This window comes from Nocardioides sp. Root151 (assembly GCF_001427925.1).
Lineage (GTDB): Bacteria > Actinomycetota > Actinomycetes > Propionibacteriales > Nocardioidaceae > Nocardioides.
This window is the reverse complement of sequence record NZ_LMGG01000001.1, coordinates 1,562,939-1,580,468: the sequence shown is the minus strand read 5'-3', so window position 1 is coordinate 1,580,468 and position 17,530 is coordinate 1,562,939. Positions and strand designations below refer to the sequence as shown.

The following is a 17,530-nucleotide window of genomic DNA, read 5'->3' as shown; positions in this document are numbered from 1 at the left end:
AGGTGCGTGCCCGTCGAACCGCCCGTCACGCCGTGGGAGTTCCCCGATCCCTCGCCCGTGGCCGACGACCTGATCGCGATGGGCGCGGACCTGCAGCCGGGAACGCTGCTGCGCGCCTACCGCGCGGGCTTCTTCCCGATGCCGCTGGAGGGCGACGACCTCGGTTGGTGGTCGCCCCAGCTCCGTGGCGTCCTGCCACTCGACGGGATGAGGGTCACGCGTTCATTGCGCAGGTCGTGCCGTGACTTCGAGATCCGCGTCGACACCGCCTTCGAGGAGGTGATCGACGCCTGTGCCGATCCTTCGCGCGAAGGCTCCTGGATCGACGGCGGCATCCGTGCGGCGTACGTCGACCTGCACCACCTCGGGTGGGCGCACTCCGTCGAGGCCTGGCGCGACGGCCGACTTGCCGGCGGGTTGTACGGCGTCGCGACGGGTGGGCTCTTCGCGGGTGAGTCGATGTTCCACCACGAGCGCGATGCCTCGAAGGTGGCCCTCGTCGGGCTGGTCGACCTGCTCGATGACGGGGTCGAGGGCCGGCTGCTCGACGTGCAGTGGCGGACCGAGCACTTGGCCTCCCTGGGCGTGGTGGAGGTGCCGCGGTCGGCGTACCTCGAGCGGCTGCGGCGCGCCGTCGTGGTCCCACTGCCGAAGGCGTTCGCCTGAGCACTGTCGATCCTCGGGTACCGGCGCCGTACCCCGCCCCGGTGTCGGCTCAGGTGCCGTGAGTCAGGATGGGCGGAGTTGAACGGGGAAATTCCATCGACCCGAGGAGTGACCGGGATGCGACGAGCCACACTTGCCTGCGCCAGCCTCTTGCTGCTGGCCGGCCTCACCGCCGGCTGCGGTGACGATTCCGGCGACGACTCGAAGAAGGACGACGAGACCTCGTCCGCCTCACCGACCGACTCGACCGAATCCGCGGACGCGTCCGACGATGCGTCCGAGGAGTCCGACGACACCACGGACGACGACGAGTCCAGTGAGGCGCCCTCCGACGGTGCCAGCGTCGACCCGTCCAACGCCGACTTCTGCCAGGCCGCCGAGGACGCGACGGCGGCCGAGGAGATCGACGACCTGAAGGACGCCGTCGGCGACCTCGTCGAGAACCTTCCCGACGACGCGGGCAGTGACGCCGAGGCCGGCCTGGCCTACCTGGAGTCCGCCCTGGCGAAGTCATCGAGCGAGAAGCAGTTCGTGCAGGAGGTCGAGAAGGCCACACCGGAGCAGCAGGCAGCGGTCCAGGCGTACAGCGCCTTCGAGTCCGAGACCTGCTCGATGCCGGCAGCGCCGAGCACGTCGCCGTCCAACTGACCCGGCTGGCGGGCGGGCACATTTTGCCCCGGATGTCGGGATCAGGGAGCGGTTGGCCCGCTGTTCTCAGGAATTTCTCAAGAAATCTGTGTCGTACATGCATGGAATCTCATTGGGATGGGAACGTGGCGACAGACATTCCCTATTGACGAAGAGGTGACGGGATGCGACGACTCGCACTCGTGGGCGCGAGCCTGGTCCTGGTTGGCGGACTGGCCGCATGTGGCGGCTCCCCGGACGACGCGTCCAAGGACGATTTCTGCAAGGCGATGGACAAGGTCGGCAAGGCCGGCGACGACTTCGACAAGTACAAGGACGCCGTCGACGAGCTCAGCGACACCGGTACGCCGGAGAACATCGACGACGACGCCCGTGACGGCTTCGAGTTCCTGGTTGACGAGGTGGGCGACGCCGACAGCGAGAAGGACCTCGACGACGTCGACGTCAAGGGCGACGACAAGAAGGCCACCGAGGCCTTCGGCAAGTACTACGCCAAGGAATGCCAGTAAGCCTGTTCCAAGGTGTGCAGCGTGACTGCGGGGCGGCCTCTCCGGGCCGCCCCGCAGTTCGCGTTGCGGGCCGGGGCATTGGTTTGATGTACGTCCCCGGGCAGGGCTCTGCCCGGGGACGAAGACGAGAGGTGTGACCCATGCGTCGAATCGCATTCCTGTGTGCCAGCGCCATCCTGCTTGCCGGCACCACCGCAGCCTGTGGCGACGACGACTCGAGCGGCGACACCCGCGCCGGCGACCCGGCCAGCCCCGGTGAGTCCACCTCCGAAACCACCGAGACCCCCACCGATGACGTCAGCGAGACGCCCACCGAGACGGAGTCGACGGAAACCGAGTCGACCGACCCGAACACCTCGGAGTTCTGCACCGCGGCCACCGCGGAGGGCTTCGACGAGGGCGGCTTCACCGAGATCAAGAGCTGGGGCGCGGGCCTGGCCGAGGCCACCCCGCCGTCCGAGCTCAGCTCCGACGAGGCCGCCGGCCTGCAGATCCTGATCAAGATGGTCAACGGCGCGAAGACCGAGGCCGAGCTGACCAAGGCCGGCAACTCCTTCACCCCCGACGAGAAGGCCCAGGTCGACGCGTTCCTGGCCTACGTCAACCGCGAGTGCCTCTGACACCCACCGCACCACCGACTCAGGAGTGACTGTGCAGATCAAGCGACTTGCCGCCGTGGCGGCCTCCCTCACCCTGCTGGGTGGCCTGACCGCCGCGTGCGGCGGCTCACCCGACGACGCGTCGAAGGGCGACTTCTGTGACGCCATGGAGAAGGTCAACTCCTCCACGGGTGACGACTTCGACAAGGCCAAGGACGCCGTGAAGGACCTGGCCGATGTCGGCACGCCCGACGGCATCCCCGACGACGCCCGGGAGGGCTTCGAGCTCCTCGTCGACGCGTACGACGACGCGGACAGCGAGAAGGATCTCGAGGGCGCCATCGACGACCTGGGCAAGGACGACGAGAAGAAGGGCCGGGCGTTCGGCGAGTACTACGCCGAGAAGTGTGTCGGTGACCTGCCCACGGGCCTGCCCTCCGACCTGCCGAGCGACATCCCCTCAGACCTGCCGAGCGAGCTCCCGTCCGGCCTGCCGAGCGAGCTGCCGAGCGGCCTGCCCAGCGAGATCCCGAGCGACCTCCTGTCCAACCTGCCCAGTGACTTCCCGAGCAGCCTGCTGACCATGCTCCCCTCGGACATGGCCACCGAATAGGTCGACTCAGACCACCTGGGGCGCCTGGCCGGTCTCACTCACCATGGGACGGCCGGCGCCCTCCCAGTCGAGCATGCCGCCGTCGAGGTTCACCACGTCGCGGCCCTGGCTGGCCAGCCAGGCGGTCGCCTGCGCCGAGCGGCCGCCGACCTTGCACACGACGAGGGTCTGCTCGTGCGGCACGTCGTCGAGCCGGTTGCCGAGCTCGGAGAGCGGGATGTGCTGGGCGCCGTCGATGTGGCCGTGGTCCCACTCGACCTGCTCGCGCACGTCGAGGACGTGCAGCCCCTCGGGCAACGGATCGGGGACGCCGGTGATGCTGACGGTGGGAACGTGCATGCGCCCGAGGTTACTTGAGGAACTTGCTGGTCCGGCGGTCGGCCAGCGGCTTGCCGCCGGTCTGGCAGGTCGCGCAGTACTGCAGGCTGGAGTCGGCGAACGACACCTCACGGACCACGTCACCGCAGACCGGGCACTTCGCGCCGGTCTTGCCGTGCACGGCGAGGTTCGACTTCTTCTCACCCTTGAGCTCGCTCATCGCGACACCGTCGGCGCGGGCCACCGCCGCACCGAGTACGTCGCGGATCGCGGCGTACAACACGTTGACCTCGGTGTCGTCGAGTGAGGAGGCCGGCTTGAACGGCGACATCTTCGCGGCGTGAAGGAGCTCGTCGGAGTAGGCGTTGCCGATGCCGGCGATGGTGCCCTGGTGGCGCAGCACGCCCTTGATCTGCGCGCGCCCGGCGTCGTGCAGGATCTCGCGGAGCACGTCGACCGTGAACTCCTCGGCCAGCGGGTCCGGGCCCAGCCGGGCGATGCCCTCGACGTCCTGCGGCGAGCGGGCGACGTACAGGGCGAGGCTCTTCTTGGTGCCGGCCTCGGTGATGTCGAGGCCACTGTCGTCGTCCAGCACGATGCGGGCGGCCATCGGCGACTTGTTGCTCGGCTTCGGCGGCAGCTTGGGCACCTCGTCGCGCCAGCGCACCCAGCCGGCGCGGGCCAGGTGCAGGATCACGTGGAGGCCGCCGGTGCTGATGTCGAGGAACTTGCCGTGCCGGGTGACGCCCTCGACGAAGGTGCCCTCCACCGCCGACAGCGGCGGGTCGAAGGTCTTCAGTGCACTGAACGCGGCGATGTGGATCTTCGCGATGGCGCGCCCGTCCAGCCGGGACGCGAGGTCCCGGGTGAGCGCTTCGACCTCCGGCAGCTCGGGCACGCGCCCAGCCTAGTGGCCTTCCAGGTCGTCGAGTGTGCCGTTGAACATGCAGTTCGGCCGTACGCCGCCCGTGGCCCCGCTCAGCCGGCCGGTCCGGCGCGCGAACTGCATGTTGAACGGTCCGCGCACGGGTGCTGCTCGGTGGAGCCGGCGGCGGCCGGACGGGTCAAGCCGGTGACAGATGCCCGGGGCAGGGGCATCATTGGTCCATGGCACGCTCGCCGTTCTCCCGGGCGGGGTCGATCCACCTCGACGCCCGCGGTGGCGACCGTGCGCTCAAGGTGACCTGGCACCACGAGGCCGGCGTGGTGGTGCTGTCGCTGTGGCGCGACAACGTCTGCGCCGCGTCGTTCCGGCTCGCCGTCGACGAGGTGCCCGACCTGATCGACGCGTTGCGCGCCGGCCTTGCCTCGGCGTACGACGAAGCCCACCCCGCTCACGACGTCCTGCGGCCCGGTTCTCCGGGCGACCGCCACGCAGGACGTCCGGCGTAACGTCCTGCGGCCCGGTTCTCCGGGCGACCGCCACGCAGGACGTCTTGATCGGACTCGCTAGGAATGTCTACGGAGATTCCTAGACTCCTCGATAGTGTTCGATCGTGGACCCGATCCGTAACCCCTATGCTCCCGGCGCCGGCCAGCGCCCTCCCGAGCTCGCCGGACGCGACGAACAGCTCGGCGCCTTCGACGTCGTCCTCGAACGGATCGCACGGGGCAGGCCCGAGCGGTCACTGGTGCTGACGGGGCTGCGCGGTGTCGGCAAGACCGTGCTGCTCAACGCGCTGCGCTCGGCCGCCGTACGCCGCCACTGGGGCACCGGCAAGCTGGAGGCGCGACCCGACCAGGGGCTGCGCCGTCCGCTGTCGTCGGCGTTGCATCAGGCGGTGCGCGAGCTCGGGCACCCGCAGTCCGACGACGTCGACCACGTGCTCGGCGTGATCCGGGCGTTCGCGCAGCGCGACGCCGGACCCAATGCGAAGCTGCGTGAGCAGTGGAACCCCGGCATCGACGCCCCTGTGGTCAAGGGCCGCGCCGACTCCGGTGACATCGAGATCGACCTGGTCGAGCTGTTCACCGACCTCGGTGGCCTGGCCGCCGACGTCGGCAAAGGTGTCGCGGTGTTCATCGACGAGATGCAGGACCTCGGCCCCGACGACGTGTCCGCGTTGTGCGCGGCGTGCCACGAGATCAGCCAGTCCGGGCTGCCGGTGATCGTCGTCGGTGCCGGACTGCCGCACCTGCCCGCCGTGCTCTCGGCCAGCAAGTCCTACTCCGAGCGGCTCTTCCGTTACCAGCGCATCGACCGGCTGGCCCGCGAGGCCGCGGACCGCGCGCTCTCCGCGCCGGCCGAGGACGAGGACGCCTGCTACACCGAGGAGGCGCTGGCCGCGATGTACGCCGCGACGGGTGGCTATCCCTACTTCATCCAGGCCTACGGCAAGGCGGTCTGGGACCTCGCGCCCCGTTCACCGATCACCGGTGAGGACGTCGCCGTCGCTGCGCCCGAGGCCGAGACCGAGCTCGCCGTCGGCTTCTTCGGGAGCCGTTACGAGCGCGCGACGCCGGGGGAGCGCGAGTACCTCCGCGCCATGGCCGACGCCGCGGTCGCGATCGCCGAGAAGGGCGAGGAGGAGCTCGACGACATCGGCTCGGTGCCGACCGCTGACGTGGCGACCGAGCTGGGCAAGAAGCCCCAATCCCTTTCCCCAGCACGCGATTCGCTGCTGAAGAAGGGCCTGATCTACTCAGGCGAACGCGGCCGGATCGCGTTCACCGTGCCCCACTTCGGCCGCTACCTGCGCGACCACGCCTGACCTGAACCACCCGTGCAGGTGAGTCGGCAGGGGCACTTCGCCCCGGCGTGCTTCAGGCACTAGAGAGGCGCTTCTAGATCCGCACTACTATGTGCGGATGGCCAGGAGCGCGCTCTACTCGCGGGAGGAGATCCTGGATGCGGCGATAGGAGTCGTGCATCAGCGGGGTCACGCGGCCACGATCGCCGATGTGACGTCAGTCCTGAGGGCACCCTCGGGATCCATCTATCACCGCTTTCCCTCCCGCCGTTCGCTGTTCGTGTCGGCGTGGGTGCGATGCGTGAAACGCTTCCACGGCACCTTCGCCACCCTGCCTGCGACTGATGACCCGGTCGACGCCATCGTGGCCACCGGCCTCCTGATCCCCACGTTCTGTCGCGAGCACCCCGCCGAAGCTCGAACGCTGACCCTCTACCGCTACGCGACCTTGATGGCCGACCCGCCCGCCGACCTGGTGACGGAACTCGAGGGGCTCAACGACCCAGTCGCCGCGCACCTTGCGAGCCTCACGCAACGCCGTTTCGGCCGTACCGTGCCGAGAGGTCTCGAGTTGGTGGCGCTGGCCTGCCGGGACACGCCGTACGGAATGGTGCGGAGTCTGGTCGGCGGTCAGATCCCGGTGTGGATGGACGTGCCGATCGCGAGCGCCAGTCGCGCGATCGCGCTCTTGGACGATGACCTGACCTGAACGCTGGAGGTCGTGTCGGCTGGGGCACGCGACTGCGTTCTCGCGCTCAGCCCGGATCCGGGATCGGAGACTGGAGATCAGCTTCCCGGTCGACCCGAGGATCCTCCGCGGCCGCGGATGGCGCGGACGTGTGCGCGCGGAGCAGGGCGAGGCCGTAGATGGCGCTGCCCGGGACCGCCATCAGCGCGATGAGAGCAATCGCCGGTCGGATGTCGCCATCCTGTGCGAGCAGGATCAGGGTCGGCCCCTGCAGTGCGCTGACGCAGCAGCCGGTCCAGGTGATCAACCAGGCGATTCGCGGCCACCGACGGGCGGGCTGCGACAGGAACGGAACGACGAACGCCGCGACGGCCAAGACTCCCGTGACAACCAGGACGGTTCGCTGGGCCGGCAGGTCCATGCCTTGCGGTCCGCTCGTCCCCGGCCCGAACGTGCCCCAGTAGCCCATGGCGCCGGCGAAGGGCAGCAATCCGAAGGCACCACCGAGAGTGGCCGCCGACGATGGCCGGCGCGGCGGCCGCGCGATGAGACGACCCCACCGGTCCACGACGTATGCCGCCACCAGAACGGCCATTGCGACCGCGAGAAGCCCGAACCCGCTGTAGACGAGCCCGAACACCCACGGCGCCATGCCGGTGTCCTCGGCCGGTTTCACCTCGCCGAGCACTGTCAGCTGGATCGCCATCCCGAGCGGCAGACCCAGCAGGATCGGAGCCAGCAGTCCCGTGGCGCCAGCACCCAGCACGAACACGATCCCGGTCGGCACCCTCTGGGCCCATGGTCTGGTCAGGGCAATCAGGAAGAGCAGGGCCACCAGGATCAGCAGGACGGTGACGACGTTGCCCACCACGAACCGGGTGCCCTCCATCTCGGCGTCCGCCGCGGCGTCGGTGATTCCGATCGTGGAGCCGCTCAACCACATCAGCTTCAGGACCACGTACGGCACGGTTGCCAGTGCAGCGGCTGCCAGCGCCACGTGTGGCGCGGACCTGCGCAGACGGAACATGGGGACTCCCCGAGATAGAGACGGCAATCTAGATGACGCCATCTAATATGAGGGCCGGTTGTGGCGGAGTCAACCGGTTTCTGCCGCGTCGGCCCAAGGAGACATTCGCGCCAGCCTGTCCTGCACGGCGGGGTTCACGGCCACTGAATCGGGGCGGTGGCCTCAGCGGCGTTCACAGTGCTGAGCGAACTCGACCCGACACAGATCGCGGCCGGCGCGTCCGTCAGCGGTGTCACGGCCGCTACCTCCAAGGAGTACGTCGGGCATGAAGCCGCCTCGGAGCTGGTCGTTGCCGCGGCCGCCGTAGATGCGGATCGTGGCCGCGTCGCCCATGTAGCCGCAGGAATCCCCCTGGATCGGGAGGTAGATCAGTGCATCGTCACCGGTGCGGCCCGACACGGAACCGTGGCACGCATCCCAGCCGATCCGGTCGGCACCGGTGGTGCCGAGGACACGGGCCCACATGGCGTACACGTGGGTGCGCTCGAAGCCAGTGACCCGCGACGTGCGGCCGGCCTGAGTCGGACGTACGAATCGGACCGTGCCCGCGGCGAGGTCGAGGTCGACGTTGCCGTCGTTGTCACCGCGCCCCAGGCGCAGGAGGTCGTTGCCGCCCGCGCCCGCGATCCTCATGGCCGGAGAATCGGCCAGTCTCTCGGGCCAGACCTCGAGGGTGTCGTTGCCCTCACCGAGCGACGCCCGATCCAGGGCCACGAGCGAGCGAACGTGCTCGGCACGAGGGCCTCCGGTGAACGACACCGTGCTGTTGCGACTGTGGTTGAGCTCGAATCGCTCGAAGGATGTCCATGACAGGACGGTCGACCCGTTGCGCGACGCACGGCCGGCCGCATTGTCGAAGACCCACGTGCCTCGCGGTGTCAGTCGTGCGACGGTCAACAGGTCTGAGCCGGTTCCCGCCGCCTAGGACGTGGGTGCGAGGGCGCCGATGACCTCGATCTGGTCGGCGCCTGGACCCAGGTCGATGCTGTCGCCGTCGGGGACCGCCGGGGTGCCGCCGGTGAGGACGTAGTCGGGCCCGCCGCTCGTGTCGATCGAGTCAGTGCCTTCGGCGGGACTCGTCTCGCTCCAGGGATCGGCAGCTTCCACCCAGTCTCGGTCGGAGCCGCCGATGTAGGTGTCGTCACCCGCGCCGAGATAGGCACTGCTGCCAACGCCGTGAGTCGCTGTCGTGTCGATGGTGTCGCGACCGTCACCGGCGGAGATCGTGACCCTGTCCTCGACACTGTGGCCGGCGATGTTGGTGACGCAGATCAGGTCGTCACCGCCACGGGCGTAGACGTCGCTGGCGCCATTGGTGACGATCACGTCTCGGGTGTTGGTGCCGCCGATCGGTCTGCCGGGCTTGCCGACAATGGTGGCCGCGACGCCCCGGCACGACTCGGGCTCACCGACAGCCGGGCTGCCCACAGGCATCCCGGCCAGCACCACGCCCACGGCCAGGGCACCTGCGGCCAGGAGTCGACTGCGGGACCTGCTCATTCCGAACCCGCTCTCTGTAGTCGGCTCAGGCTAGGAGCGGGTCGCCAGTAGCGTTGCGGAACGCGGAAAATGGTCCGAGGAGCCCACCTCCAGTGAGGGTGGACGGCGGCCGTGGCCTCGGTCACTCCGGCATACTCGAGCGTAATGACTGACGACGAGAAGCCACGACTTGAGATCGACTGGATCAAGGCCTTCGGTGGTGCCTTGGCCGCGGTCTCGACCGCCGTGATGCTCTCGACCCTGGGCGCCGCCGGCACGCTGATCGGCGCGGCACTGGGCAGTCTCGCCTTGACCGTCTCCAGCGCCTTCTACTCCCAGGGGCTGGCGCGCAGCAGGCACCGCATCGCGGTTGCGCAGAAGGCGGCCCAGTCTGCCGTGGAGTCCGCGCAGTCCCAGGTGCGCCGGGCCGGTCGTACGTCGGACGAGCGCGAGGTCGAGGGCCGACTGGGGCGGGCCGAGGAAGACCTTGACGAGGCGCGGGCCGAGCTGGCGCACGCCACCGACGAACCTGACGCCCCGACGCTGGGCCAACGGCTCGCGCTGTTGCCGTGGAAGAAGATCGCCCTCGTCGCGGCCGGGTTCTTCCTCGCCGCCATGCTCGTGATCACCGCCTTCGAGCTGATCGCCGGGCGCACGGTCTCGTCGATCACCGGCGGCACCGACTCCAAGGACGGGACCACGATCTCGCGGGTGACCGGCAGCGACTCGTCGAACGACTCGCCCAAGGACCAGCAGGACGACGACCAGACCACGCCGAGCAGCGACCCCACGACGAGTGAGTCGCCCTCGGCGGACCCGAGCACCGACCCCTCTGCGACGGCGTCGACCACGCCGACCGAGTCATCGTCGAGCGAGCCCAGCACCGACCCGTCGCCGACGACGAGCGCCGAACCGACCGAGGAGCCGACCAGCTCGCCGACCGCCGAGGCCGCTCCCGCCGAATGAATGACGGCCCGCCATCCCTGGCAGATGAGGCCTGAAGGCTGAGACCTGACGGATGAGGCCTCACAAATGAGAGATCGGGCGACAATGTGGGGTTGTCGCCCGATCTCAGGGGCTCGGACCAGCCGCAGCAGGGTGGGGAGGCCGGTCCGAAGTCTTCAGTCGGCCGGAGTGGCCGGCCGCTCCGGGTTCGTCGGGACCTCGGCGGTGGCCGGCGTCTCGGGGTGGGTCGGCGCCGGGGGCGTGACGGGACGCTTCGGCGTGGCCGGGACTTCCGGCGTGGCGGGGGTGTCCGGCTTCTCGGGGTGAATCGGCGTGACCGGGTGCTCGGGCTTCGCGGGATGGGTCGGCGTGGCGGGGTGCGCGGGCTTGGCCGGGTGTTCCGGCTTCGCCGGGTGCTCAGGCCTCGCCGTGGGCTCACCCACCAGGCCGACGCAGTACGTCGACACCGAGGCCTCGTCACCGGCGGCGGTCACCAGCGCGGTGAACGCGGGGTTGGTCAGGTTCTTCGGGTGGCCACTGGACTCACCCGCCTGGAAGGCCTTGCACAGGCCCGCGAGCGAGGGACCGGTGGTGGGTTCGGCACTGGGCACGTCGCCCGGGTCGGCGGGACCTGTGGTCGGGTCGGCGGCCGGGTCGTCGCCGGTGGCGTTCAGGCCCGGCGCGTCCTGCGACCTGCCCAGGTTGGGATGGTCGCCGGCGGCCGGGTTGGGCAGGTGACCGGTGGTGGCAGCGAGGGCCACACCACCGACCCCGGAGACGGCGACGACGCCGACGGCCAAGGCCTTGGCGGTCAGCAGGCGTGAGGTGGCGCGCTTCATGGACGTGGCCCTTCCAGTCGAAGGTGCGGACGCGAGACCGGCAACGCGGAACGCGGCCAGGGCTCCGGCTTCACCGGACACCTCGCCGGAAGTCGGGCCGGGAGCGGCGGCTGCCTCCAGCAGCGCATCCAGCTCGGGCGAGCCGGTGCCACCGCGGAGGTCGAGTGCCTTGTCGGCAGACCTGCGGCTGAGGCGGAACCCGTGTCGCGTGCTCATCTCACTCCATCAGCGTCGGGAGGTCCGAAAGTGTTACTGGCCCCTGCGTCGAGGCGTTCGCGCAACGTCTTGAGGCCGCGATGGGCCGCCGTACGCACGGCACCGGGGCTGCGCCCGAGCACCTGTCCGGCAGTCTTCGCGTCGAGTCCCATCACGGCGCGCAGCATCACCGCCTCGGCCTGCTCGCGCGGGAGCGCCGAGATCAGCCGGACTGCCTCGTGGGTCGACATGGAGGTCAGGGCCCCCTGCCCGGCGTCGTCACCCGGAGCCGGTTCGGGCAGCTCCTCGTGGGGCGTGGGCGTCGCGGGACGGCGGCCCCTGGCTCGCAGGTGGTCGAGGGCGCGGTTGCGGGCGATCGTCGTGATCCATCCCCGGAACCCGTCGACCCGGCCGTGGAACCTGCGGAGGTCGCGCACCGCCTGGCCCCAGCTGTCCGACGCGACGTCCTCGGCGTCGTCCGGACCCACCAGCACGCTGAGGTAGCGCAGCAGTGCGGGCTGGATGCTGCGATAGACGAACCGGAAGCCGGACTCGTCACCGTCGAGCATCCGGCCCAGGGCCTGCTCGAGTTCGTCCTCACCGCCCGGCATAGCCGGAGGTTCTACCAGACCCGCCCGAAATCGGCGGGTGCGGAGCCGCCGGATCAGGCGTTGGTACGGCGCGCAAGGCCGGTCACCAGCAGGTACGCCGACCCGGCGACGAGCCCCCAGAACGCGGCGCCGACACCGGCCACCGTCATGCCGGACGCGGCCACCACGAGGGTCAGTGCCGCGGCCTCACGGTGGTCCTCGTCGCGCAGCGCCGAGGCCGCGGCGCCGGCGAGGGTGCCCAGGAGGGCGAGGCCGGCGATGGTCTCGATCAAGCCGGCCGGGGCCGCGGAGGCCGCGGCGGTGACGATCGACGACAGAGGCCCGAAGGCCAGATAGGTGACGCCGCAGGACACTCCGGCGATCCACCGACGGTCAGGGTCCGGGTGCGCCTCCGGGCCGGCAGCCAGTGCAGCGGAGATCGCGGCCAGGTTGACCGCGTGTCCGCCACCGACCGCGCCGACCGCGGACGCCGTGCCGGTGTAGAGCAGCGGGCCGCGCATGCCGGGGCGGTAGCCGAACGACGCGAGCACGGCGATGCCGGGGATGTTCTGCGACGTCATCGTGACGATGAACAGCGGCACCGCGATCGCGATCAGGGCCCCGCCGTCCCAGGCCGGCGCCACCAGCGTCACCACCGGCGTCGCGTCACCGGCTCCGAGCTCGCCGAAGACGCCGTGCGCGGCCATCACGACGACCGCCGCGACGAGAGCTCCGGGCACGGCCCAACGCCGGGCGAAGGCGGTCAGCAGCAACCACACCAGCATCACCGGCAGGATCGCGGCGGGGTCGTCGACCAGCGAGAGGAACGGCGCCGCGCACAGCGTGAGGAGCACGCCGGCCAACATGGCGCTGGCGAGTGAGGTGGGAATGCGTTCGACCAGCTCGCCCAACGGCCGCACCAACCCGCACAGGGCGAGCAGCACACCGCACAGGATGAACGCGCCGACCGCGGCCGGGAAGCCACCGTGCGGCACGGCGGCCGTGGCCAGCAGCGCGGCACCCGGAGTCGACCAGGCCATCGTGATGGGCATCCTGCGACGCCACGAGAAGGCGACCGTGCCCACGCCCATCGTCAGGCACAGGGCCAGCAGGCCGGAGGCGGCCTCGTCCGACGAGGCGCCGACGGCGCGCAGACCGGTCAGCACGACCGCGAACGAGCTGGTGAACCCGACGACCCCGCACACGACACCGGCCAGCACGGCGTGCGTCGTACCGGCGCGTGAGGTCACGGACGGCAGCGTATCTGGCACGATTCGCTGCATGCAGGTCGTTGCCCATCGGGGCGCCAGCCACGAGATCGCCGAGCACACACTGGGCGCCTACCTCGCCGCGATCGAGACCGGCGCCGACGGCCTGGAGTGCGACGTACGACTGACCGCCGACGGCCACCTGGTCTGCGTGCACGACCGCGACCTGCGGCGTACGGCGAGCAACCGCGGCGTGGTCTCGACGATGGACCTCGACGAGCTGAACGCCTTCGACTTCTCGTCGTGGAAGAACCCGTGGTCAGACCTCGACGACGAGTCGCCCGACATGGATCCCGAGCTCGGCAAGGTGCTCACGCTGCGCAAGCTGCTCGAGACCGTGGCCGACGCCGGACGGCGCATCGAGGTGGCCATCGAGACCAAGCACCCGACGCGGTACGGCGGCCTGGTCGAGCGTCGTCTCGTGGAGCTGCTCCGCGAGTTCGGCTGGACCACGGCCGACTCGCCGATCCGCGTCATGAGCTTCTCGTTCACCGCCCTGCAACGCGTCGAGCGGATGGCCCCGGACCTGCCGGTCGTGATGCTCGTGGAGAAGGCGCACCACTGGCCGATGCTGCGGCGCCTGGTCGGCAAGGACTGGATCATCGGGCCGGGGATCCGTGAGCTGACCGACCACCCCGGGCTCGGTCGTCGGCTGCAGGACTCAGGGCGCCGGGTCCATGTCTGGACGGTCAACACCGACGAGCAGCTGGCGTTGTGTCGCAGGCTCGGTGTGGAGGCGATCATCACCGACCGGCCGGCGTACATGCTGGAGCGCGTGCGCGGGTAGCCTGCCCGCCATGGGAAAGAGCTCACGCAAGAAGACCCGCGACACCGCAGCACCGGCCGAGGGCGGCGTCGGTCCCCGCCAGCCGTGCCCGTGCGGATCCGGCCGCCGCTACAAGGCCTGCCACGGTGCCGCCGACGGTCCGCCGCAGGCCTTCGTGGCCCGGCCGTTCGAGGGGTTGGCCTCCGAGAGCGACCTGATCGCGCTGCGTGAGCTGGTGCCGGCCGCGAGCGCCCCGTTGCGGCTCAAGGACAGCGACCGCGCCGTCCGGCTGTGCACGCTGCTGCCCGGTGCTGCGCCGGCCATGGTGCGCGAGGACGGCGCGGTCTGGCTCGGCCTCCAGGTGCAGCACAACTTCGGTGACCCGGCCCGCGACCTCGGCGCCGTGCTGGAGAAGGCCCTGACCGCCGAGGCCGGCGTGGTCGGGCTGACCGACGCTCCCTGCGAGGGCCCGCGCCTGCAGGACCTGATCGAGGACGCGCCCCTCGACATCACCGTGCACGACGGCTTCGCGTTCTGGATCGACGACGTCGAGGAGCAGACGCCGGCGATGCTGGCCGCGCTCGAGCAGGCCAACGGTGCGGTCAACCCGACCGCGCGACTGGCCGGCGTCGATGCGGCGTACTGGACCAACGTGGGTCCCAAGGAGCACCTGCGCTGGGTGATGCCCGAGCCCGAGGACGAGCTCCTCTCCGCGCTGGCGAAGCTCCACGTGCAGGGCAAGGACGCGCTCGTCGAGGGTGGTCGCCTCGTCGGCATGTTCCGCGCGCACGGCCTCCTGGTGCCGGTCTGGGACCTCCCGGTGGGCACGGGTGCGGACGTGCTCGAGGCGCCAGCCGCAGCATTTGCGACCGATCTCGCGGAGGTCCTGGCGGCAGGTGCGGAACTCACCTCCGAGGAGCGTTCGGCCCGGTCCGGCCTGGCCAACCGGCAGGTGACGATCCGCTGAGGGGTCCCCGGACATTTCGTACATCGACTTTTGGACGTGTAGTTGTGTTCGGGCCACTCATGACGTAGGTTTTTCCTCGCCCGGTCGTTGTTGTATCCCCCGTCAACAGCGGCCGGGCTTTCACATTTCCTCAGGTCCGACCCCCGTGGGTCGGGCCTTTTGTGGTTTCCGGACGGGTTTGGAAGAGCCGACAACGGTGCACAAGTGTCGCCGTACGATCACAACCCTTCACCCTGCGGTGCTGACGACCCGGGCCGACCGATGAGGACTCCGATGAGCTCGGGAACCACACCCCCGCCGCCTCCGCCGCCGTACTGGCAGCAGCCCGGCCCTCCGATGCCGCCTCCCCGGCGCAGGTCGCGGGCCTGGGTCTGGGTTCTCGCACTCGTCGTCCTCGTCGTCGGTGGAGGTGCCGTCGGCGGCTTCCTCCTTCTGAACGACGACGGAGACGAGAAGGACGGGGGCGCAGGGGGCGGTGCGGGCAACGCCGCGGCCGGGCCGTATGCCAACGCCTGCGCGGTGCTGCAACCGGCGACCGTGGAGGAACTCATCGGCACGCTCCCCGCAGGGCCTCACGAGGTCAGCGAGGAGTACGCCGAGTCGCTGCCTCCCGGTGACCCACTGTCGCGCACCCGTTCGTCGTGCAGCGTGGGCTCGGTCGAGGAGAGGCGAGAGAACCTCTCCCGTGTAGTCCTGGACATCAACATCTCGGCCGACAAGGAGCTCCTCGGAGACCCCACCGAGCTGCTCGACGGCGGCGAGCCCCTCCCCGGCGTCGACGGCGGCTACATCCAGTCGGACGAACGAGTCACCAGAGTGGCCTGGATCCACGGCGCGGCCGCTCTGACCCTCACGCTCAGTCACGACCGGGCGTTTGCGACAGACGGAGTCCCTGAGGTCGTCGGCGTGCTGAACGAGCGGGTCGACGAACGCCCGACCGACGCGGCCGAGATCCCGCCGGCGAAGAAGTTCGGCAGCGACGTCGTGGTCGACGCGTGCTCGGTCTTCACCCACGACGAGTTCGAGGAGGGCGCGGGATATCGAGCTGCCCCGGACCTCGTCTCACGCACCTACACGACGCCGTCGGGGAGCACGTACCCGACCGACTTCGTGAACACGACCTGCCGCCGGACCACCGCCATGAAGCCCTTCGGCGAGGAGCAGGGCGCAGACGGGCTTCCCTACATGGACGGCTCGCTGTCGCCCTTGGCGAGCATCGAGACGCACCCGACGCCGGGCGCGGCGCTCGCGGCGGCACAGAGTCGGGTCGACGTCTCGGACTACCGCGAGAAGGTTCGCGACCTGGGTGACCGGGCCTGGCTGGTCGGGAGCAGCAGCCTCTCCCTGATCGTGCTCAAGGGCAACGTCAAGGTCGAACTCACTGCGGGGCTCAGCAACGGCAACGCCGACTGGACGCCGGCCGACATGCGCAAGCGACTGGTGCCGATGGCGGAGAAGATCGTCGCCCGGATGTAGTCGTCTCAGCCGACCTTGAGCGGCTCGCGCGTGATCGGACACGACATGCAGCGCGGGCCGCCGCGACCGGAGCCGACCTCGGAGCCCTCGATCGCGATGACCTCGATGCCCGACTCCTCGAGCCGCGCGTTGGTCTCGTCGTTGCGGACGTAGGCCACGGCCACCCGTGGCGCGATGGCCAGGGTGTTGTTGCCGTCGTCCCACTGCTCACGCTCGGCGGTGACCGGGTCGAGGCCGGTGTCGATCTGGTGGAGCGTGTCAATCTCCATGGCCTTGGCGGCCGCGACGAGGAACGGCGCCGCCTCGGAGACGTGCAGCTGCAGGTCGGCGAAGTTGTCGGTCTCCGCGTGGTTCGCGGTCACGGTGAAGGCCTGCAGGGAGTCGGCGACGTTGGGGTACATCACGATCTTGTCGACGTCGACCATGGTGCACACGGTGTCGAGGTGCATGGTGGCGCGTTCCTGCGCGATGGGTACGGCGAGCACCGTGTGTGCGAGACCGGCGTGGAACACCTGGCGGGAGAGTCGCTCGACGCCGGCGGGCGTCGTACGCTCCCCGACGCCGACGGCGATCACGCCGGGAGCCAGCAGAAGGACGTCGCCGCCCTCGACGTGCTCGTGGTGCCAGCCGTGGATCTTGCGGGTGCCTCCGGGGGCGTCGCGGAACCGCGGGTGCTCGTTGTAGATCAGCTCGGTCAGCTGGGTCTCGCGGGCCCGGGCCGGCATCGCGAGAGAGGTGATCGCGACCCGGTCCTTGATCCACACGCTCGAGTCGCGGGTGAAGAGCAGGTTGGGCAGCGGGTCGATCAGGAACTCGTCGCTCGGCAGCAGCGAGGTGACCAGGCCGTGGCCCCCGCGCACCTCGTCGTTGCGGATGCCTGCGGTGAGCAGCTCGGTCAGCTCCGCGGGGGAGCTCTCGCGCAGGGCCGTGGCCAGGTAGGTGCGCAACGTGTCGCCGAGGTGCAGCCCCGAGAGTGCCGTGGTGATGGCGTGGTTGCGAGCGTCCTCGCTGGCGAGCGTCTCGGTCAGCAGCTCGGTCAGGTAGAGCACCTCGACACCGCGGTTGCGCAGTGCCTCCGCGAAGGCGTCGTGCTCCTCCTGGGCGCGGCTGATCCACGGGATCCCGTCGAAGAGCAGCCGGTCGTTGTTGCGCGGGGTGAGCCGCTTCAACTCCGGTCCGGGCCGGTGGAGCATGACTGTCTTGAGGGTTCCGACCTCGCTGTCGGCGCCGTGCGTGAACATGCCACG

Annotated in this window: 21 protein-coding genes; 12 read left to right on the top strand and 9 right to left on the bottom strand. The window is 70.1% G+C overall.

Going from position 1 to position 17,530, the window contains the following annotated elements; genetic code table 11:
* Positions 1-6 precede the first annotated feature (6 nt).
* From aat to ASD66_RS07540, 5 genes are all read left to right on the top strand, one after another.
* Positions 7-666: a leucyl/phenylalanyl-tRNA--protein transferase gene (gene aat / locus ASD66_RS07560; RefSeq protein WP_056890468.1), complete on the top strand. Its 660-nt coding sequence runs from the start codon at positions 7-9 to the stop codon at positions 664-666.
* A gap of 117 nt (positions 667-783) precedes the next feature.
* Complete coding sequence (locus ASD66_RS07555) at positions 784-1,314, top strand: hypothetical protein (RefSeq protein WP_056890467.1); 531 nt, start codon at positions 784-786, stop codon at positions 1,312-1,314.
* A 164-nt stretch (positions 1,315-1,478) separates the two neighbouring features.
* Positions 1,479-1,823, top strand: coding sequence for a hypothetical protein (locus ASD66_RS07550; protein ID WP_056684452.1), 345 nt, complete (start codon positions 1,479-1,481; stop codon positions 1,821-1,823).
* Positions 1,824-1,963: 140 nt separating this feature from the next.
* Positions 1,964-2,443: a hypothetical protein gene (locus ASD66_RS07545; RefSeq protein ID WP_056890466.1), complete on the top strand. Its 480-nt coding sequence runs from the start codon at positions 1,964-1,966 to the stop codon at positions 2,441-2,443.
* Between the two features lie 31 nt (positions 2,444-2,474).
* Positions 2,475-3,035: a hypothetical protein gene (locus ASD66_RS07540; RefSeq protein ID WP_056890465.1), complete on the top strand. Its 561-nt coding sequence runs from the start codon at positions 2,475-2,477 to the stop codon at positions 3,033-3,035.
* Positions 3,036-3,041: 6 nt separating this feature from the next.
* Here the strand turns inward: ASD66_RS07540 and ASD66_RS07535 are convergent, their stop codons facing one another.
* On the bottom strand, positions 3,042-3,374 hold the full coding sequence (locus ASD66_RS07535; RefSeq protein ID WP_056684462.1) for a rhodanese-like domain-containing protein: 333 nt from the start codon (positions 3,372-3,374) through the stop codon (positions 3,042-3,044).
* Between the two features lie 10 nt (positions 3,375-3,384).
* Complete coding sequence (locus ASD66_RS07530; RefSeq protein ID WP_056890464.1) at positions 3,385-4,251, bottom strand: Fpg/Nei family DNA glycosylase; 867 nt, start codon at positions 4,249-4,251, stop codon at positions 3,385-3,387.
* Positions 4,252-4,460: 209 nt separating this feature from the next.
* On the opposite strand from ASD66_RS07530, the gene ASD66_RS07525 reads away from it, so the two are divergent.
* The 3 genes from ASD66_RS07525 to ASD66_RS07515 all read left to right on the top strand — a co-directional run bounded on the left by ASD66_RS07525 (position 4,461) and on the right by ASD66_RS07515 (position 6,752).
* Positions 4,461-4,745 carry a hypothetical protein gene (locus tag ASD66_RS07525; protein ID WP_200949901.1) on the top strand — a complete coding sequence of 95 codons (285 nt, stop codon included), beginning with the start codon at positions 4,461-4,463 and terminating at the stop codon, positions 4,743-4,745.
* Between the two features lie 104 nt (positions 4,746-4,849).
* Positions 4,850-6,064 carry an ATP-binding protein gene (locus ASD66_RS07520; protein ID WP_056890463.1) on the top strand — a complete coding sequence of 405 codons (1,215 nt, stop codon included), beginning with the start codon at positions 4,850-4,852 and terminating at the stop codon, positions 6,062-6,064.
* A gap of 97 nt (positions 6,065-6,161) precedes the next feature.
* Positions 6,162-6,752, top strand: a complete 591-nt coding sequence (locus tag ASD66_RS07515; protein ID WP_056890462.1) for a TetR/AcrR family transcriptional regulator — start codon at positions 6,162-6,164, stop codon at positions 6,750-6,752.
* 46 nt (positions 6,753-6,798) lie between these two features.
* Here ASD66_RS07515 and ASD66_RS07510 read toward each other — a convergent pair whose 3' ends face one another.
* From ASD66_RS07510 to ASD66_RS07500, 3 genes are all read right to left on the bottom strand, one after another.
* Complete coding sequence (locus tag ASD66_RS07510) at positions 6,799-7,728, bottom strand: hypothetical protein (RefSeq protein WP_156388564.1); 930 nt, start codon at positions 7,726-7,728, stop codon at positions 6,799-6,801.
* 192 nt (positions 7,729-7,920) lie between these two features.
* The gene (locus ASD66_RS07505; RefSeq protein WP_156388563.1) at positions 7,921-8,472 is read right to left on the bottom strand and encodes a calcium-binding protein; all 552 of its coding nucleotides are present in this window, start codon (positions 8,470-8,472) and stop codon (positions 7,921-7,923) included.
* Between the two features lie 207 nt (positions 8,473-8,679).
* The gene (locus tag ASD66_RS07500) at positions 8,680-9,258 is read right to left on the bottom strand and encodes a hypothetical protein (protein ID WP_056890459.1); all 579 of its coding nucleotides are present in this window, start codon (positions 9,256-9,258) and stop codon (positions 8,680-8,682) included.
* A gap of 144 nt (positions 9,259-9,402) precedes the next feature.
* On the opposite strand from ASD66_RS07500, the gene ASD66_RS07495 reads away from it, so the two are divergent.
* A complete protein-coding gene (locus tag ASD66_RS07495; RefSeq protein WP_056890458.1) occupies positions 9,403-10,203 on the top strand; it encodes a hypothetical protein in 801 nt (266 codons plus the stop codon).
* 155 nt (positions 10,204-10,358) lie between these two features.
* On the opposite strand, the gene ASD66_RS07490 is transcribed toward ASD66_RS07495, so the two are convergent.
* From ASD66_RS07490 to ASD66_RS07480, 3 genes are read right to left on the bottom strand one after another with little or no spacing between them, the layout of a single operon-like run.
* Positions 10,359-11,237 carry a hypothetical protein gene (locus ASD66_RS07490; protein ID WP_056890457.1) on the bottom strand — a complete coding sequence of 293 codons (879 nt, stop codon included), beginning with the start codon at positions 11,235-11,237 and terminating at the stop codon, positions 10,359-10,361.
* The gene (locus ASD66_RS07485) at positions 11,234-11,827 is read right to left on the bottom strand and encodes an RNA polymerase sigma factor (RefSeq protein ID WP_056890456.1); all 594 of its coding nucleotides are present in this window, start codon (positions 11,825-11,827) and stop codon (positions 11,234-11,236) included. Before ASD66_RS07485 ends, ASD66_RS07490 begins: the two co-directional genes overlap by 4 nt.
* A 53-nt stretch (positions 11,828-11,880) precedes the next feature.
* Positions 11,881-13,056: a benzoate/H(+) symporter BenE family transporter gene (locus ASD66_RS07480; protein ID WP_235529985.1), complete on the bottom strand. Its 1,176-nt coding sequence runs from the start codon at positions 13,054-13,056 to the stop codon at positions 11,881-11,883.
* Between the two features lie 31 nt (positions 13,057-13,087).
* On the opposite strand from ASD66_RS07480, the gene ASD66_RS07475 reads away from it, so the two are divergent.
* The 3 genes from ASD66_RS07475 (at position 13,088) to ASD66_RS07465 (ending at position 16,283) form a co-directional block, all read left to right on the top strand.
* The gene (locus ASD66_RS07475; protein ID WP_056890454.1) at positions 13,088-13,861 is read left to right on the top strand and encodes a glycerophosphodiester phosphodiesterase family protein; all 774 of its coding nucleotides are present in this window, start codon (positions 13,088-13,090) and stop codon (positions 13,859-13,861) included.
* A 10-nt stretch (positions 13,862-13,871) separates the two neighbouring features.
* Positions 13,872-14,807, top strand: coding sequence for a DUF5926 family protein (locus ASD66_RS07470; RefSeq protein WP_056890453.1), 936 nt, complete (start codon positions 13,872-13,874; stop codon positions 14,805-14,807).
* A 273-nt stretch (positions 14,808-15,080) separates the two neighbouring features.
* On the top strand, positions 15,081-16,283 hold the full coding sequence (locus tag ASD66_RS07465; RefSeq protein WP_057294105.1) for a hypothetical protein: 1,203 nt from the start codon (positions 15,081-15,083) through the stop codon (positions 16,281-16,283).
* Between the two features lie 5 nt (positions 16,284-16,288).
* On the opposite strand, the gene ASD66_RS07460 is transcribed toward ASD66_RS07465, so the two are convergent.
* A complete protein-coding gene (locus ASD66_RS07460; RefSeq protein ID WP_056684501.1) occupies positions 16,289-17,524 on the bottom strand; it encodes an arginine deiminase in 1,236 nt (411 codons plus the stop codon).
* Positions 17,525-17,530: the final 6 nt, after the last annotated feature.

Bases quoted from the DNA above. Each gene is read 5' to 3' on its own strand.
- ASD66_RS07475 (WP_056890454.1), top strand. From the start codon at position 13,088: ATGCAGGTCGTTGCCCATCGGGGCGCCAGCCACGAGATCGCCGAGCAC.
- ASD66_RS07555 (WP_056890467.1), top strand. From the start codon at position 784: ATGCGACGAGCCACACTTGCCTGCGCCAGCCTCTTGCTGCTGGCCGGC.
- ASD66_RS07545 (WP_056890466.1), top strand. From the start codon at position 1,964: ATGCGTCGAATCGCATTCCTGTGTGCCAGCGCCATCCTGCTTGCCGGC.
- ASD66_RS07460 (WP_056684501.1), bottom strand. From the start codon at position 17,524: ATGTTCACGCACGGCGCCGACAGCGAGGTCGGAACCCTCAAGACAGTC.
- ASD66_RS07485 (WP_056890456.1), bottom strand. From the start codon at position 11,827: ATGCCGGGCGGTGAGGACGAACTCGAGCAGGCCCTGGGCCGGATGCTC.
- ASD66_RS07495 (WP_056890458.1), top strand. From the start codon at position 9,403: ATGACTGACGACGAGAAGCCACGACTTGAGATCGACTGGATCAAGGCC.
- ASD66_RS07525 (WP_200949901.1), top strand. From the start codon at position 4,461: ATGGCACGCTCGCCGTTCTCCCGGGCGGGGTCGATCCACCTCGACGCC.
- ASD66_RS07515 (WP_056890462.1), top strand. From the start codon at position 6,162: ATGGCCAGGAGCGCGCTCTACTCGCGGGAGGAGATCCTGGATGCGGCG.
- ASD66_RS07470 (WP_056890453.1), top strand. From the start codon at position 13,872: ATGGGAAAGAGCTCACGCAAGAAGACCCGCGACACCGCAGCACCGGCC.
- ASD66_RS07550 (WP_056684452.1), top strand. From the start codon at position 1,479: ATGCGACGACTCGCACTCGTGGGCGCGAGCCTGGTCCTGGTTGGCGGA.
- ASD66_RS07465 (WP_057294105.1), top strand. From the start codon at position 15,081: ATGAGCTCGGGAACCACACCCCCGCCGCCTCCGCCGCCGTACTGGCAG.
- ASD66_RS07500 (WP_056890459.1), bottom strand. From the start codon at position 9,258: ATGAGCAGGTCCCGCAGTCGACTCCTGGCCGCAGGTGCCCTGGCCGTG.
- ASD66_RS07490 (WP_056890457.1), bottom strand. From the start codon at position 11,237: ATGAGCACGCGACACGGGTTCCGCCTCAGCCGCAGGTCTGCCGACAAG.
- ASD66_RS07535 (WP_056684462.1), bottom strand. From the start codon at position 3,374: ATGCACGTTCCCACCGTCAGCATCACCGGCGTCCCCGATCCGTTGCCC.